Genomic DNA, 16,871 nt, shown 5'->3' on the forward strand with positions numbered 1-16,871 from the left:
GAAACACTTTCTCTTTTGACTTTCCTTAATAAAAAGGCTTATTTTTTAGACAAAAAGACAATGTTCGTACCGGTATTCTTAATGATTCATACATATAACTAAACTAAAAATGTTATAATAAAGGATGTATTGAAGCATACATCCTTTATTAAAAAAGTTAGTTCTCAAGAAAAATCAGAACTAACCAAGTAACGACCAGTTAAGAGTAGGTACACGTATTTTTTCATTTCTTTCTCAAATGCAATCACCATTTCAGGATATTTATCAGTCAGATTTACAGATTCGGTCATATCCTCTTTATATATATACAATTCCAAAGGAGTATCCTTTTTAATAATAACTACTTTCCAGTCACTCTTACGTTCCGCACATTGCTTACCGGAAAACTCCTAATATAGCAGATGATTGTCCGCATTCATCTGTTTACCATAGAATAAAAACAAGATATTTATACCATTCAGTTTTTGAGGTCACTTATCCGTTGCATTAGCCACTGCTGCCAATGTAGCCATTACACTTGGGGAATATATTAGATTTTCTTCTATAATTACTCTATGGTCTCTTGCATCCGGTAATTTCATCAAAAGGAGGCGATAAACTCCGCAGAGCTACCGCCTTCTTTACTCACTAACCTTTTATAAACCTCTATTTATTCTTTGTTCCATACTTCTGTCCATTTCTGTTCCCAAAGTTCCCGATCTTTCTCATCAACAAAAGGCTGTTCCTTCGCCGGATAAACCAGACCATCAGCGGTGAAACTTGCACGAACAAAGCCTACTTTTTCCCGAAAATGAGACTGACTGTCATTGCCGAAATAGCTGCACCACCAATTACCTTCTTTATCTTTAAAGAATCCGGTGCCACCACCGCAAGGTATCGATTCATGGCGTTTTTGATAGGGTCCGTAAACATTATCAGAAATTGCCAAACAAGTAGAATATCTTCCTTCATAATTGTCAGCCGCTCCCAAATAGTATTTCCCATTCCGTTTGAACAGTACCGCGCCCTCATGTCCCAGATCATTCATACCACGACCTACACACTTCTTAGCATGATGGTCCGGATTATGATCCGGTTCAGTCAGGACAACCCTACGAAAGGGTTCAGCCAGACCACTCATATCATCTTTCAACAGAGCAATCTCAGTTGCCTGCCCGTATGTGAAATATACTTTACCATCCTCATCCTCAAATAAAGTGGCGTCAATTCCCTCAACAATGGGGCGATCAATAGTAAACGCATTTACGTAAGGCCCTTCCGGCTTGCCTGTACTACTTTTCAATATTCCAATCCCATCCGGGCACATACTGAAACAGATGAAATAGTTGCCTTTGATGTAATGAATTTCAGGTGCCCAAACAGCACGAACTGCACGTTTCGGGTGCTTACGCCATGCTTTCACCCAATCGTCCGCTTCCTTATCAATATCCCAAACCAGACCTAAATACTCCCAATTATGCAAATCCGCAGATTTCCACAGTTCTATACCCTCAGCCCAAGCCCAGATATTATCACCGGAGGAACCTGTAAGATAGTAATTTCCATCGCCACCCAAAGTTACAACTCCATCACGCAAATGCAGTTCCCACGCAGGCTTAATGGGAGGTACCAATCCTTTTTCCACAGCTGAACCCATACACATCCGAAGATTTCCTTCCTGATATTCCGGACGGGGATGATTGCCATAGTATACAACTCCTTCGGTACCACTTCTCCAGCCTCCACGGCCATCTCCCTCTACAGGCATTCCCGATCCGCTAACGCCAGAGAACTGTTTAGCCCACTCTATTTGTTCTTGCGGTGCAAAATATAGATCTTCCTGAGCAAATGCCCAATAGGAAAACAAACAATTTACCACAAGAAGGAGACTCCTTCCAAAGCTTGAATTAAAAGAAAACATTCTCTGATTCACTCTCATGTTTTTCTATATATAAAATCAATCTACTTTTACACAACGCACGGAGAAAGCATTGGCACGGCTATTCTTCCCTGCCGTATCTACTTTATCCTTGCCCACGTTCATGTAACTTGCATCTGCCCCATTGGATGCGGAGGCTGTACTTTGCCAATAGTAACCAGATTTCTCCGCATCCTGGAGTTTCCCTGTTTTACGATTACGTAAGCCACCCAGCGGATACCACAACTCCTGTCCATTATAATTCAAAGAATAACCTAAATTCTCCGCATCCCAATTAGAGGTAGAGAGAAAAACACTCGCCTCAATGCCGGATGTAGAAGAAGATGAATTCAACCATGTATCATGCGGTGCAACCATGTAACCTTCAGGACAAGGATCGTATACAGATTTCTGAATAGAAGCAACTGACGGATAATCATATCCTTCGGGATTTCCCCAGAGAGCATTATCACCCCAATAGAGCCAGTCATATGAATAATAGTAAGGTGGGGCGGAAACATTGCTCTTGGAACGTGAATACTTAATATACGTAGCCGGATTCCGGACAGAATAGGCCACCGTACCTCTTTCTTCACTACCACTTTCTATTTTCAGGCTAACGACCCCACTCTGGTCATACATCTCAGCTTCAGTATTCTTTCCTATTTCACAGGTTGTTACAAATGGGTCCTTACGCCCCCATTGATAAAGTAACCCTATGGATCCCGCATCACCCGGAGTAGCCGAAACAGCACCCAGATTACGATCCATAACTGTATAACTATTACCTTTGCTATTTACTCCGAAAGGCTGATCTGCAACATCAGTAACCCAAATATGATAAGACCAGAGGATAGTAGCATCTTCTGCATCAGGATCTTCCATATCATAAATAGCGACAACCGCATTACCTGGTTGCCCATTCAAAGTAGCTGTGAAAGATTTACGATCGGAAGATAATGACACATTGCTTATAAAATCGGTAGAAACATCATTCCAAAGTAATTTGGCAGAACGAGCTAATCTGCTATCGTCCGAAGCATGATTCTCATAAGTGTACTTCAGACTGGTAGTATAGTAAGGAGTACAATCAACGGTTACTGAAGTTGTACCGGGAGCCACTATGATTGAGTTGGCCTTACCATAATAATTGGTCACCGATACCCATTCAATGCTCTCTAAAGCAACAGAAAGTACTTTACCGCGTTCAATGCTCTTTCCGTTCAAGTCTACAGAGCAAGTCCCCATTCCTTTAGGAGAAACAAGTGTTATATCCAGCGTACTGCTCAATGCCATCGACGGAAGGGCAAGATACAATTCCTGACCTTCGGATATGTTTATATCGCCTTTCAACATAAGTGTTTTAGATGTATTCTCCAGGAAAGTAACCTGTCCCGTCATTGCATCTACACGTACATCTCCCGCAAGCATATCGTTCTTGGACTCAAAAGTAACAGAGGTAAGAGATGCAAAATCTTCATTAGCCGGAACTATCAGTTTCAATCCTCCACAGACTGCATTCATTTGCATATTATTCAAACCGTCATTATCCGTCAGGCAATAAAGCGGACAAGCGGACTGGTCTATCGCACCTTGTATATAAGTCTGAACCGTCGGTAAAGAATAATCCAGATTATTGCCCGAAAGTCGGGCATTAGCAGGATAATAAATCAGATATTGATTGGCAACAGGAACATCGTACATACTAACGCATGCATTCGACAATACAGAGTATTCCGTTCCATTGATGCCTATTTTTTCTCCGGTCTGGATTTCCACCTTCAATTCATCTTCCTGATTAAGGGTCAAAGTAAACGAATTGGGCTGTTCATAAATTAATTGTTCGGTATCGTCACAACTAACCATAATTACCACTAATGCAGCAACGAGATATTTTATCAGTGTTTTCATACTGTTTTTTCTCCTTATGTTTAAGAGTTAATTATTAAGTTTAGCATCAAGTGTAAAGATATAGTTTTCGATATTCGTATAACCGTTATTTGCTATCTTTGCAGCATCGGAGGGGTCATTCTTATCCAAGCCATATTTGTCTTCAAATTCATCAGGCATACCGTCATTGTCGCTATCCAAAGATTTCTCCCCGTTTTGAATAGTACCTACACCTCCCAATGAAAACTGTTGTACATCTTGTTCATTCTGAATAATCGTTCCCTTTTTACCCAGTGAAGTCAACTCATCAATCAGATATTGGTCCACTTCGTCACGAGCCGGAAGACTGGCACCTACATTCTTTACAATCCAGTTATAGGCTTCTGTTGCAGATGTTTGCTGGCTAATAACAGGATGTTTATCCGAAGGCACACTCAGGAAAGTAGGTTCCCCTTTGCAATATTCGGCCCAGTTGGCTTGTGTCAGTTCAAAACCATTGAGCGAACCATCCTTATCATTATCATAATAATTTCCTTTATAATAAGCTTTAAAGTCGGCATTACCTCCCAGAAACGGCGGAGTAGGACTCATCGGAACTTTTTCCACCTTAATAGAGTTATCTTCTTGTCTTACATTCTGCCAGTTGTCCACAGGCCCTACAATGAAGTAGTTATCCTCAATAGTTGTTTCCGACTGACCGGACGAATCACCGCCCATATTATAAGCGGCACCACTTCCCCAGTTATAAACCACATTATTTACAAACTGATTCAGACCTTTCACTTTCGGATTACGTGTTTTATTATCAGTATAAAGATTACGGAAAAGGGTAATGCCTGATTCTGTATCTGTTTGAATCAAACCACCGCAAGAATGATTTTGTAATCCCTGACCAAGAATTGAATTCTGAATGGTAATATTGCGTGGAAGTGCTCCTTTACTATCCCAGTTGATGGAGAAGTTTTCATCACGTCCCCAAGTAACAGATAAATGATCAAAAATCATATTTTCACCATTTGCTATTCCGGCGGCGTCTTTTCCATCAGGCCCATTCGTTCCCATACGGATACGCAAGTGACGACAAATCAGATTACTGGCTCCAGTAAACGAAACGCGGTTACCATAAAGGACCACACCATCTCCAGGAGCAGTTTGAGCTGCAATAGTCAGATTCTTGGAAAATACAAGTGCCTCTTTCAGGTTGATAATACCTGCAACATCGAATACAATTATCCGGTCGGGTTTACTTACCGCAGCACGCAATGAGCCTTCTTCTCCGTTGTCTTCCAAAGTAGTAACATGGTAAACTTCACCACCACGACCTCCTGTTGCCCCGGCTCCATAACCTTCAGCACCGGGAAAGGCCAAAACTTTACCATAATCGGGGAAAGGACCGTCGCTGCCTTTCTTTATAATAACTTCAATATCATTATCACTGCAACTCATTCCTAATGTTGCAATAAGGAGTAAAACTCCGGCATTCTTAAAGAAATTAAATAGAGTAGTTTTCATTTTTAGGTTGATTTATACAGGTAAACATTTTGTTGTTCGTTAAAAGCAATAAAGATTGCTGCCTCTGTCCGGAAGGACAAAAGCCAATCTTTTAATAGTTGAAATAAATTACGAGAAAGATTGAAAAGATATAGCCTTAAATTCATAAAGTCGATTACCTGTTGCAGGATAAACACCTCTGCGAATTTAAGGCTATAGACATTAAAAGTATGTCAAAGAGTGGTTATTCACCGCTTTGTAAGTAGCCTGGATGTTGTGTCAGGTTAGGATTGTCAATCATCGGATGTCCGGAAGACTTAGCAGCAAAAGGTAATAATTCACATTTGTTTTTCTCAAAACCATAATACAAGCCGTCACTACCGTCTGCAGCCTCAATCCAGTTCGGATAAGTACCACCATTTTCCGCAGAACCGGTCGGTTTCGTATAGATAATATTACCTATCTGCAAAGCATTATAACCATTGGTAAATCCTACTGCCTTACGTGCGTTACCATTATAAGTACTTGTATAGGCTTCGAACATATTGACGGGATACCATTTATCTCCATCGGCCATAGTTATACCGTGTGCTTTCACAATGTCTGCCAATGTTTCCTGGAAAGCATCATACTCAGCAGAATTAGTAGGCACAGCTTTAACCAAAGCTATTTCATTAGCATCTGTCAGATCAATATAATCTAAGGCCAGGAATTTATCACCATAGGCCTGAGCATCTACCTGGAACTTATACAAACGATATACCGGCACATCTGCATACTCATTTCTGCGATCAGAAAGATCTTTCATTGCCTGTTTACAAGTAGCCAACTCATCAGCCAACCTGTTCATACGAGTTAAATCGCTACGTAATGTAAACTCACCAGCAAATTCCCATTTACGTTCCTGAACAATAGCGTCCTCAAATTCCTGTTGTCCAGTAGGTATTTCCATAGAGCCAATACCGGCACGTTCGCGAACTTCTTTCAAAGCATCTTTAGCGGCTTGAGTCGGTCCATTATTCAAATAGTTCTGAGTTTCAGCATACATAAGCAATACATCTGCATAGCGCATAACAGGAATATTCAAGTTACGTTGTGATGCTCCTGCCGGTTCTACACACCATGAAATACGGAACTTACCCGGCATGATACAAGAATAAGTAGTACCGACATCTACCCATGTGTCGCCAGCGGCACCTTTATTCAGAAAATAAACACTATAAGATGTACAAGAAACATCACGGCGGGTATCGTTCTCATCAAATGACAAATAGTAGGTAGGCAACATGAACTGCATGGCCTTACGCGAACCATACGTACCACCTCTTGAACCCGGATGCGCATATACACCAAAATTAGAGTTAGTGGTAGTACCATATTGTGCAAGTTCCCAAATCATTTCACCACTGGTTGCGGAGAAATTACGTTGACAATAATTGTACCATAGATACTGAAAACCAGTCATATTATTTTGTGCTTTAACCAGAGAGTGTTCGCTACGATTGATAATCGCCTTACATGCGTCATCAGCAATCTGATAAAACTCCTTTACCTTAGCATCATCACTACGCCGAGCCATCTGGAGAGTACTCGGATCATTGGTTTCGAAATTCCAACGCAATGAATATCCTCCTGCATAAAGAGCTACGCGAGCCAACAATGCATAAGCACCTTGTTTGGACAAACGTTCAGGAGTACCATAACCGCTTTCACTGTACCAAGGCAAGTATTCTACTGCCTGCTGAAGGTCAGCTACAATTTTATCGTAGATTCCATCCCGAGGTGAACGTTTAGGATAAAAGGTGTTTTCATCCGACGGATCCATCTCTTCCAAGGGTTGAAATATGGAAGGTACATCACCATATATACGGATAAGATTATGATAACAAAACGCACGAATAGCAAGCAATTCACCCATTAAAGCATTGCGCTTGCTCGTTTCCGGCATATTACTCAGTTGACTGATACCGATATTTGTAGATTCGATGATACGATATTGTTCTTTAAAAATAGTAGTGACCGTAGCCGGCATGGTCGGATCATACTTATAGTTACAAATCATATATTTCGAGTTATTTGTAGTACCATCTTCACTGGCATGCATCACTGTTTCTCCCATGCCCAATTGGTAAAACATTTCTGAGTGAATCAAGCCACGATAGCAACCTTGTACAAACATGTCAGCTTTATACTCGTTTTCAAAAACGAAGTCTGAATCTTCTGCCGTTAAATCTGGCATTTCAAGCCAGTCCTGGCAAGAAGATATTCCGAAAGAGAAAGATACTATGGCCAAAGCAATAAATGTCTTTTTTATGCCAGCCAATATGATTGATATTTTTTTCATGATAAATCTTTATTTAGAATGTTAAGTTAAGACCAACAACATAACTTCTTGAACGAGGATAAGTAGAACTATCATAGCCCGGTGTACAAACCACGTTATCATTAGCTGACGATACTTCAGGGTCATAACCCGAATAACCGGTAATAGTAGCCAGATTGTTAGCGGTAAAATAGACGCGTGCATTAGATATCATTATCTTTTGCAACCACTTCTTAGGGAATGTATAACCTAATGTCAGCTGTGCAATACGCAAATAAGAACCATCCTCTACATAATAAGAAGAAGGATAAGTAATATAACTTGAGTTGGTTGTATTCAAGCTCCATTTACGCAGTGATTCATTAGGATTCAACTCTTTAAGACGTGCCAGCGTAGTGGCTTTCTTTCCAGTTGCAGGATCAGCCAAACGGTAATAATTATTACCAAATTCAGCCGGGACATTCTGATAGAGAGCATAAGGACTCATACTGTGCTTTGTTGCATTATACACATCATTCCCAATAGAGAATTTCATGAATACACTCAAGTCAAAACCATAGAAAGAGAAAGTATTATTGAAACCTCCAATGCAATCAGGAGTACCGTTACCTATTTTCACATATTGTCTCGTAAACTGATCGCCAGCTTCATTGTCAGCTGCAAACTTTATATCACCAGGCTGAGGTTTTCCATCAAAAGGTTTCACAACACCATCACGCAAAATGAAAGAACCATCTTCTCCCTGAGTAAAATCATCAGTAGTATAAATGCCGTCATATACGTATCCATACATATCACCCAATGCTTCACCTACCACAGCATAATAGGTTAACGTACCCGAACGGTTGCTACCTGCAGCGAACGTCTTATGATCTTCTACTCCCTCCAAAGCCAGAACTTTAGAACTGTTGAAAGCAAGATTCAGGTCTGTAGTCCAACGGAAGTTTTTCGTGTTGATGTTCACCGTATTAAGAGTGATTTCCCATCCACGGTTACGCATTTCACCAACATTCTGATACTGACTTGAGTAACCCGTTGAAGACGGAATAACACAATTCATCAACAAATCACTGATTTGGTTATTATACCATTCAGCAGTCAAATTCACGCGACTGTTAAACAACGATATATCCAGACCAATATTCGTTGCATGTAAAGTCTCCCATTTCAAATCCTTATTACCCAATGTAGTACCTACAACATAAGCTGAATTATTCTCATTATTACCCATAGGGTAAGTGGTTTGTGAATAGTTAGTGGTATATTTACTACTACCAATAGCATTATTACCAGTCACACCATAACCAACACGAAGCTTTAAACTATTAACTACATTCATCAATTTACTGTTCTTCCAGAAATTTTCTTCCGAAATACGCCATGCACCAGATACGGAAGGGAATACTCCCCACTTGTTTCCTTTGGCAAAATTAGTTGCTCCATCACCGCGAACTGTAGCTGTTAATAAATAACGTTCGTCAAATGTATAATTAAAACGTGCAAAAGCCGAAACAATACCACTGTTTTTATGGCTCGTTGATTGTTCCTTAACCGTTGCATCAGTAATATTATCCAGTCCATGATTTGGATAAGGGAACTTGATAAGTGTCATCTTATCACTCTCACTTTCTGAATAAGTAACTTCATGACCCATAAGAACATTTACCTTGTGTTTTTTGGCAAAAGTCTGGCTGTAATTCAAGGTATTGGTTACTTGCCATTTATATGACTCTGAATTACTGATACTACCGTTTATACCAGTATTACTGGGATCCATTATATAAGAAGTAGAATTCTCATCGGCAAAAGAAGTAGATTTACTATGCGACCATGTATAACTACCTGCTGTTCTCCAAGTAAAATGTTTCAGGAAGTCAAATTCCAGACCTGCATTTACCGTATATAATTTGGAACGTTTATTCGAAGTAGAAGCATCATTCTGTACAATCGGATTGGCAGTATCAAAAGAAGCATCAAGTCCCGAGAAGTCCGGATAAGTCTGCGTATAAAGCAAATCATCACGGGTAAACATGCTTCCTCCATTAATAGGCTGAAGAAGTACATTCTTCATTCCGGAATAAGCACCACCACCATCTGTCGAATTGCCTGAAAACATTGTGTTAAGATCAAAACGAACCCCTTTATAAAGTTCTGTATTAACCTTCGCACGGATTGAATTCTTCTTTATACCATGATTAGCAAGCAAACCTTCCTGATCACTATAATTATAACTCAACATCACCTGAGTCTTTTCAGTTCCAGTAGAAACATTGACATTATGATTTTGCGTCAGGGCTGAACCTCCAAATACTTCATCTTGCCAGTCGATGCCATAAGCATCTCCATATTGGCTATTGATACGTCCATAAACTCCTGAATAAAAATCACTGGCATCAATACCTTTTCCATTATCAAATACATTACTCCACACTGCTGTTTTACTTTGCAGTTCTGCCATCTCATATTGATACTTCACAAAATCCTCAGCATTAGACATCATATCCAGTTTTTTAGAAAGTTTGTCAAAAGAGAAGTAAGTATTATAAGTTATCTGTGTCTTTCCTTTCTTACCGGACTTTGTCGTAATTAACACGATACCGTTAGAACCACGTGAACCATAGATAGCAGTGGCCGATGCATCTTTCAAAATATCAATGCTTTCAATGTCATTCACATCAATATTGGTCAAAGCATCACTCATTTCAAAACCATCTACAATATAAAGAGGTTCCGTGCTCTGAGTAATAGAAGTACCACCACGGACAGTGATATTAATGCCAGCACCAGGTGCACCACTTTTTGTAACGATGTTCACACCTGCCGCCTTACCCTGCAAAGCCTGAGCAGCTGTTATTGCCGGAACAGCTGCTAACTCACTGCTTGAAACAGAAGATGTAGACCCCGTCAAATCTTTGCGCTTCACCTTTGCATAACCAATAGCAACAACTTCTTCCAACATCACACTGGATTCTTTTAATGTAATGTCAAAATGCGTTTTGTTACCGATTACCACCGTATGGTTATCATAACCGATAAAAGAGACTATCAACTCCTTGGCAGAAGCTGGCACAGAGAGTTTAAAGTTACCATCCATATCAGTAATTGTACCGACAGCACTATTACCTTTCACCGTAACAGAAGCACCGATTACCACGTCAATTGCATCCCTGACGGTACCGGTAATCGTTTTGTTCTGAGCTAAAATGCTTAGAGGACAGCTTATTAATATGAGCATTAATAAGCACAGATTTTTGTGTAAGATTCTCATAGATTATTAATATAATTGATTAATAAATAAATTCAAGCCTAACAAATTATACTATGACCGTTATCGGACACAGAACTTGTGTCAGCAAAAATAGAAACTCTTACACCTATATAAAATGCGAATTTTGACCGAAACACTTTTACTTTTGATTTTATTCATGAAAAGGAAAGCACTTCAGAAGCTAAATCAACAGATTCACAAAGGATTAATAATGATTTTGATCTAAGACTGAACGTTTTGATTTTACAATAAGTCCTCTTCTTCTACATTGGTTTCACGCCCAAAAGATCTATATTCCAAGGGTGTAAATCCAGTACGTTTTTTGAAAAGAGAGAAGAAATGCTCAGTGGATTTATAATCGAGCATAAAAGATATTTCCTTAACAGACTGGGATGTACCTACTAACAACTGCTTTGCTTTACGGAGTTTCAATTCCTGAAAATATTTGGCAGGTGCATATCCCGTATAATCCTTAAAAACCTTGCGGAACCAGGAATAGCTAATATTCAGTTTCATAGCCAATTCTTCCGGATCAATATCTTTGAACACATTTTCATTCATAATAATTTTTGCTTGTTCAATCTTTTGATCAACATCGCCGACCTCAAAAATCTTATTCTTAGAAATGGAAAGGATCATTCCTATCATATGCAACACAATACCAGAAAGATATTGTTGAGAAGAAATCTTATCAGCTTCAGCAATTTCCAATGCACGTGAGAAAAGAGTAACTAATTCTTCATTCAACCCCACCTCTAATACTTGATTATCTTTAGAAAGGAAACCACCTTTCAACATATCATCTATGACCGGTCCTTCAAAACCAATATAGTATTCATTCCATCCTGTCTGCTGGTATGGATGGTATGTGTGCCACTGTCCGGGAAACAGCACCATGAGCCTTCCCTTACAAACTTGCTTCTCAGGAGTGGTCTCAGAGGTAAATAATCCTCGACCTTTAGTAATGTAAACCAGCTGATACTCACGTAAAACACGTCCTTTTTGAGCATTGAAGAAGTAACCAGAAGGATGATCCTTCAAGGGATAGGGAGAATTCGGCTGGATAGACTGAAAGCCTACAGTATTTACCCACAGACCGAATTTCTGATCCATGTCATTTACAATCAAGTACTTAAATTCAACCCCTAAATCATTATAGTTCTTAGTCATAATACGTGTTTTTACAGAATAGGATAGGTAAGGGCAAAAATAGAAATTATTTGCGAATAAAAAAATGTCCGCTCCGGGTTAATTCTAAAAATATACCGGAGCGGACTAATAAATACGAATAAAGAGAAAGAGTCTATTTCTTTACGACAATCTTATCATATTGTTGTTCGGCCTTGATTTCTGTATACTTAGGTGCATCTATCATCTCGATAAGTGCACGGAGTACAGGACCTTCACCCATAGGATCGTTCTCCTGGGTAGGACGGTTGTAATAGTATGCCACAGAAGGCATAATGCCGGTTCCTACACAAATAGAAGTTACATCACCATCATCTGAGATTTTTTTCATCATACCCTTCAAACCTTGTTCAGCCACATAGATAAAGTCCGGATGCAACCAACCTTCCTTCACACCACGGGCAATACCGAACACGAACATGGCGGTACCGGTGATTTCTTCATAAGAATCTTCCTTATCCAGCAATTGATGCCAAAGTCCGTTCTTACCTTGATAGCGTGCTACACCACTGGCTTGCTGGCGGAAATTTTCAATAACCGCTTCACGCATCGGATGATCTTTCGGCATCATACTGAGCAAATCAGCTTGTGCCATAAACACCCAGCCGTTGGCACGGCTCCAATGAGCCACTCCGTGCTCCTTATTATCTGTATGATAGCAATGATAATAAATCCGCTTTTCAGGACACCAAAGATAACGGGTATAATTCAGCACCTGATTGGCAGCATCATTGAAATACTTTTCATCACCGGTCATCTTACCCATGCGGGCAAGGAAAGAGATAGCCATGAAGGCATCATCCGCCCAAATAGTATTGACGTGTGGCCAGATACGCGCAATAGTGCCATCAACCAAACGAGGTTCACCATAATTCAGATGTTCGGCAGTCTCATTAATGTAACCCAAAAATGAATCATTGGGATACTTCAGCTGCAACTCTATCAGACTGGCTCCCATCGGTCCATTGTCGTCTAGACGTTTGCCTCGGAAGATCATATGCCAACTCAATTTGCGGACAGCATTCCAACCATCCCGTTTGAAAGCCTCGTCATATTGTTTACGGAAGAAATCAAGATTACCTTCATTGAACACGAAGTTCATATTCTTCAAAACATATTTCTCATACTTCTTATCACCGAGTTTATCACCCAGTTCCATCAAAGCCATGTTTGTTACGCCATTGGTATAGTGCCAGTTATTGTACTTGCATGCTACCTTCACGTCCATATCAAGAGGTAACTTCTTGACGGATTTATATATCTCACCAGTCTTCGTATTCTTGAACTCGTATGTAGTGCTGGCAAGAATGCGGTCTGCAATCTTTACGGCAGCTTCTCTTGCCGTCATCTTTGTTTGGGCGGTAAGGGTTGCCACTGCCAACAGCAGGGCGAGGGAAAAGAATGTTCGTTTCATGATTATAGTTTTAAGTAGTTAGTAGCAAGCGGATAGTAGCAGGTGGAAACTACTACTATCCGCTTTAGAGTTATTTAGGAAGATTAAATGCGCGAGTCATTTCCTGCATTTGCTCCTGACTCATGCCATCAGGTTCAAAGCCCATGTTTTTGGCAGCAATATAAATCAAGGCAGATTTATTCAATACATCTACCTGATCGAAAGCTGACATAACATCCACATCTACAGCAAAAACACCATGTTTTTCCCACATAGCCACGTCATAATCTTCAAGTTGTTCAATAGTTGCTTCCGCCAGTTTCACGGAGCTTGGCAGTTCGTAAGGAATGATGCCTAAACCACGCGGACAGAAAGCCTTGGTTTCAGGAATCATACTCCAAAGCAAATTGGTAGCCACATCCTTCTCCAGGAATTTCTTGCAATGCGTCATAGCAATCAGTTCGATAGGATGGGTATGCAATGAAGCTTTATAGGGAGATCCTTTCTCAATCAAGCGATTGTGCACACTAAGATGGGCAGGAAGTTCGGAAGTAGGCATCACCGGATGATCGGCAATGATAACATAGCTGGCACAGTCATCCAGAATACGAATCACAGAACCGTGCTCCATCGGCCAACGGGCCAAATCACGCATGCGTTTATTAGTGCCCTTGCAATAGAAATAGCAATCTTTCAGATACGGAAGAGTAGCGCCGATTTGTTTCACTTCGCTGATGGCAGGCAATGCTTTTATTTCATCGTCTACAAATTCAGTAATATTCAGGGTGATATTGCCGCCATTACGTTCGGCCCACCCTTTTTGCCAGAGATATCCGGCAACTTCTGCCACTTGATTGACTGCATAAGTCAATGCCGGACGGTTTTCGAGAATTGATTTCATTATAATAAATTAAGTTACGAGTTACGAGCTACAAGCTACGAGTTGCTGCGCTATCATACCGAAAGGCACTTGTAACTCGTAGCTCGTAGCTATATATACTATTACACTTGCGCCATTGCCACCACAATAATAGAAGATATCAGAACTACCAACCCTAAAATAAGAACCGCAATCGTAGTATTGCTGACACCTTTCCATTCCTTCAACAGAATTCCCCAGACATTGCTGAACGTTACGTTCAATGACATCAGGATACTCCAAGAGAAAGCAAGCAGTACAGGACTGTCTGTCAGGAAGCTCTTACCCATTTCAAGGCCGAAGAACTGAGAATACCACAATACGCCTGCAAGCGCACAGAACAACAGATTATTCGTCAGTACCGAACCTTTCACAGAAAGATATTCCTTACCCGTCTTATTCTTGATATTCTGCCAGATACAGTAAGCGGCATTCGTACAGAAGCCTCCAAGAGTTACCAGGAAAATTACAGGTAATCCGGCATAGAGCGCTTCTACTCCACCAGCCAAAGCTGCCTCCTTTATCGGTGTTCCCGCATCCAGTCCGAGAGCGAAACAAGCGCTCATCACACCTGCCAACAGAGCCACAAGCAGCCCTTTTGTCAGAGCAAAATCCTTAACGGCAGCGCGTTTTTCCTCTTCCGTCATATTCTTGGAACGAAGACTACCGGCATATCCAATAATAGCAATACCTGCCAACGTGATACAGACGCCGATGAGCAACATCAGTCCTTCACCATGAAGCAAGTCTTTTCCGGCAAACAAAGCCGGGAAAAGTGTTCCGAAGCCGGCGCACGTACCGAGGGCAATACTCTGTCCGAGCGCTACGCCCAGATAGCGCATACTCAAACCGAATGTCAGTCCACCCACGCCCCACAGAACGCCGTAAACCATAGCTGGCAAAGCGCCTCCTGCGCCCCAGAGTTCCAGTAAGGAGCTTCCCGCCGGAATGGCGAGCAGTGCGCCCAACAGCGGAAAGACGAGCCATGCAAAGATTCCTTGCACCAGCCAGAAGCTTTCCCACGACCATCCGTCCACTTTTTTTATCGGTACATACGAGCTGCTCTGCCCGAAACTGCCAATGGCAATAATCAAAAGTCCTATCAGTGTATTCATAATTTTGTCTATTTAAGTCATCCACAACAGACTAATCATCAAGCGATTACGTATTCCCCGGAGATACCGTGACGACAAGCGCATGTCATTATCACCCTCATCCTTAACCGTTGCAAATATACACTAATTTCAGCGTTTCGACGTAACGTCTGCTTCGTATTTCTGTATCTCAGTAATGAAATCCTCACCTACAGGTACACCGTTCTTCAGACAGAACATATCCCAAACAGCATTCCAAGGCAGAGATTTTCCTTCTTCGAGCAGAGCAAGGCGTTCAAACAGCTGATCGTTCGCCTCGTATTTACGCAATGTATCCAGCGGTTCCAGCAGAGCTTGCAACACACATTTCTGTGTAGCACGGCTACCTACTACATACGCACCGATACGATTGATAGAAGCATCGAAATAGTCCAAACCGATATGCACGCGATCCAAAGCATTACAACGTACGATTTCTTTGCAGAGGTCCATCGTCTCATCATTCATTATCGTTACATGGTCAGAATCCCAACGTACCGGACGGCTCACGTGCAGCATTATTTCCGGAATAAACAGTAACAATGAAGACAACTTGTCGGCAACGCTTTCTGTCGGATGGAAGTGACCTGTATCCAGCGTAACAATCTTATTACGGCTCACACCATAACCGATATAGAAATCATTGGAACCTACCGTATAACTTTCCAGACCGATACCGAACACTTTAGACTCCACACAGTCCTTCATATTCTTGTATTCCACCTCGAAGATACGATCCAAAGAATCCTTCAGTAACTCGCGATATAACATACGGTTTACAGTAATATCCTTACTTCCATCATGCACCCACAGGTTCATGATACAAGGATCGCCCTGGCGTTTACCCATTTCCTCGGCAATAGCACGGCAACGTTTTGTGTGCTCCACCCAGAAATCACGGATTCCTTTATCAGGATTAGCAAGTGAAAGATTACCACTCTTCGGATGAGAGAAAGAGGTAGAGTTGAAGTCCAGCTTCATATTGTTTTCGGCCGCCCATTGTATCCAGCTTTCAAAATGAGCCGGCTCCACCTGGTCACGGTCAACGAACTTACCGCCGAAGTCACCATAGATTTCATGCAGATTCAAACGATGAGTTCCGGGTATATAACTGGCTGCCTTCAAGACGTCCTGTCTCAATTCTTCCATATTGCGAGCTTTGCCGGGATAGTTTCCGGTAGCCTGGATACCTCCTGTCAGCGCACCCTGCGCTTCAAATCCGGCTACATCATCTGCCTGCCAACAGTGCAGGGAGAGGGAAATCTTTTGCAAAGCATCCATTGCTTTTTCTACATCTACGCCAATAGCCGCATAACGTTCTTTTGCCAATTCATAGGCTCTCTGGATTAATTCTTCTTTCATGATGGTA

The 16,871-nt window shown here is 41.2% G+C and carries 10 protein-coding genes; all 10 read right to left on the reverse strand.

The annotated features are described in order from the left end of the window. Positions 1-649: 649 nt before the first annotated feature. Positions 650-1,858 carry a family 43 glycosylhydrolase gene (locus BN161_RS14915; RefSeq protein WP_167332546.1) on the reverse strand — a complete coding sequence of 403 codons (1,209 nt, stop codon included), beginning with the start codon at positions 1,856-1,858 and terminating at the stop codon, positions 650-652. A gap of 78 nt (positions 1,859-1,936) precedes the next feature. Further along, positions 1,937-3,808: a fibrobacter succinogenes major paralogous domain-containing protein gene (locus BN161_RS14920; RefSeq protein WP_044267578.1), complete on the reverse strand. Its 1,872-nt coding sequence runs from the start codon at positions 3,806-3,808 to the stop codon at positions 1,937-1,939. Between the two features lie 27 nt (positions 3,809-3,835). Continuing rightward, positions 3,836-5,299, reverse strand: a complete 1,464-nt coding sequence (locus BN161_RS14925; protein ID WP_044267580.1) for a pectate lyase family protein — start codon at positions 5,297-5,299, stop codon at positions 3,836-3,838. Positions 5,300-5,522: 223 nt separating this feature from the next. Beyond that, entirely contained in the window at positions 5,523-7,622 is a 2,100-nt protein-coding gene (locus tag BN161_RS14930) for a RagB/SusD family nutrient uptake outer membrane protein (RefSeq protein ID WP_044267583.1), read from the reverse strand. Between the two features lie 13 nt (positions 7,623-7,635). Next, a complete protein-coding gene (locus BN161_RS14935) occupies positions 7,636-10,869 on the reverse strand; it encodes a SusC/RagA family TonB-linked outer membrane protein (protein WP_044267586.1) in 3,234 nt (1,077 codons plus the stop codon). Positions 10,870-11,112: 243 nt separating this feature from the next. Further along, positions 11,113-12,039, reverse strand: coding sequence for an AraC family transcriptional regulator (locus BN161_RS14940; protein WP_007217109.1), 927 nt, complete (start codon positions 12,037-12,039; stop codon positions 11,113-11,115). A 133-nt stretch (positions 12,040-12,172) separates the two neighbouring features. Continuing rightward, positions 12,173-13,471: a glycoside hydrolase family 88/105 protein gene (locus BN161_RS14945; RefSeq protein ID WP_044267588.1), complete on the reverse strand. Its 1,299-nt coding sequence runs from the start codon at positions 13,469-13,471 to the stop codon at positions 12,173-12,175. Between the two features lie 70 nt (positions 13,472-13,541). After that, complete coding sequence (gene rhaD / locus BN161_RS14950; RefSeq protein ID WP_007210553.1) at positions 13,542-14,351, reverse strand: rhamnulose-1-phosphate aldolase; 810 nt, start codon at positions 14,349-14,351, stop codon at positions 13,542-13,544. 101 nt (positions 14,352-14,452) lie between these two features. Next, entirely contained in the window at positions 14,453-15,484 is a 1,032-nt protein-coding gene (rhaT, locus tag BN161_RS14955; RefSeq protein WP_044267593.1) for an L-rhamnose/proton symporter RhaT, read from the reverse strand. 129 nt (positions 15,485-15,613) lie between these two features. Continuing rightward, on the reverse strand, positions 15,614-16,864 hold the full coding sequence (locus BN161_RS14960) for an L-rhamnose isomerase (RefSeq protein ID WP_044267595.1): 1,251 nt from the start codon (positions 16,862-16,864) through the stop codon (positions 15,614-15,616). Positions 16,865-16,871: the final 7 nt, after the last annotated feature.

Source organism: Bacteroides timonensis, from assembly GCF_000513195.1.
In the GTDB taxonomy this organism is placed as follows: Bacteria; Bacteroidota; Bacteroidia; order Bacteroidales; family Bacteroidaceae; genus Bacteroides; species Bacteroides timonensis.

What these genes read in the sequence shown, in the direction of transcription:
- BN161_RS14920 (WP_044267578.1), bottom strand. Translation starts at nt 3,808, where the DNA reads ATGAAAACACTGATAAAATATCTCGTTGCTGCATTAGTGGTAATTATG.
- BN161_RS14925 (WP_044267580.1), bottom strand. Translation starts at nt 5,299, where the DNA reads ATGAAAACTACTCTATTTAATTTCTTTAAGAATGCCGGAGTTTTACTC.
- BN161_RS14930 (WP_044267583.1), bottom strand. Translation starts at nt 7,622, where the DNA reads ATGAAAAAAATATCAATCATATTGGCTGGCATAAAAAAGACATTTATT.
- BN161_RS14935 (WP_044267586.1), bottom strand. Translation starts at nt 10,869, where the DNA reads ATGAGAATCTTACACAAAAATCTGTGCTTATTAATGCTCATATTAATA.
- BN161_RS14940 (WP_007217109.1), bottom strand. Translation starts at nt 12,039, where the DNA reads ATGACTAAGAACTATAATGATTTAGGGGTTGAATTTAAGTACTTGATT.
- BN161_RS14945 (WP_044267588.1), bottom strand. Translation starts at nt 13,471, where the DNA reads ATGAAACGAACATTCTTTTCCCTCGCCCTGCTGTTGGCAGTGGCAACC.
- rhaD (WP_007210553.1), bottom strand. Translation starts at nt 14,351, where the DNA reads ATGAAATCAATTCTCGAAAACCGTCCGGCATTGACTTATGCAGTCAAT.
- rhaT (WP_044267593.1), bottom strand. Translation starts at nt 15,484, where the DNA reads ATGAATACACTGATAGGACTTTTGATTATTGCCATTGGCAGTTTCGGG.
- BN161_RS14960 (WP_044267595.1), bottom strand. Translation starts at nt 16,864, where the DNA reads ATGAAAGAAGAATTAATCCAGAGAGCCTATGAATTGGCAAAAGAACGT.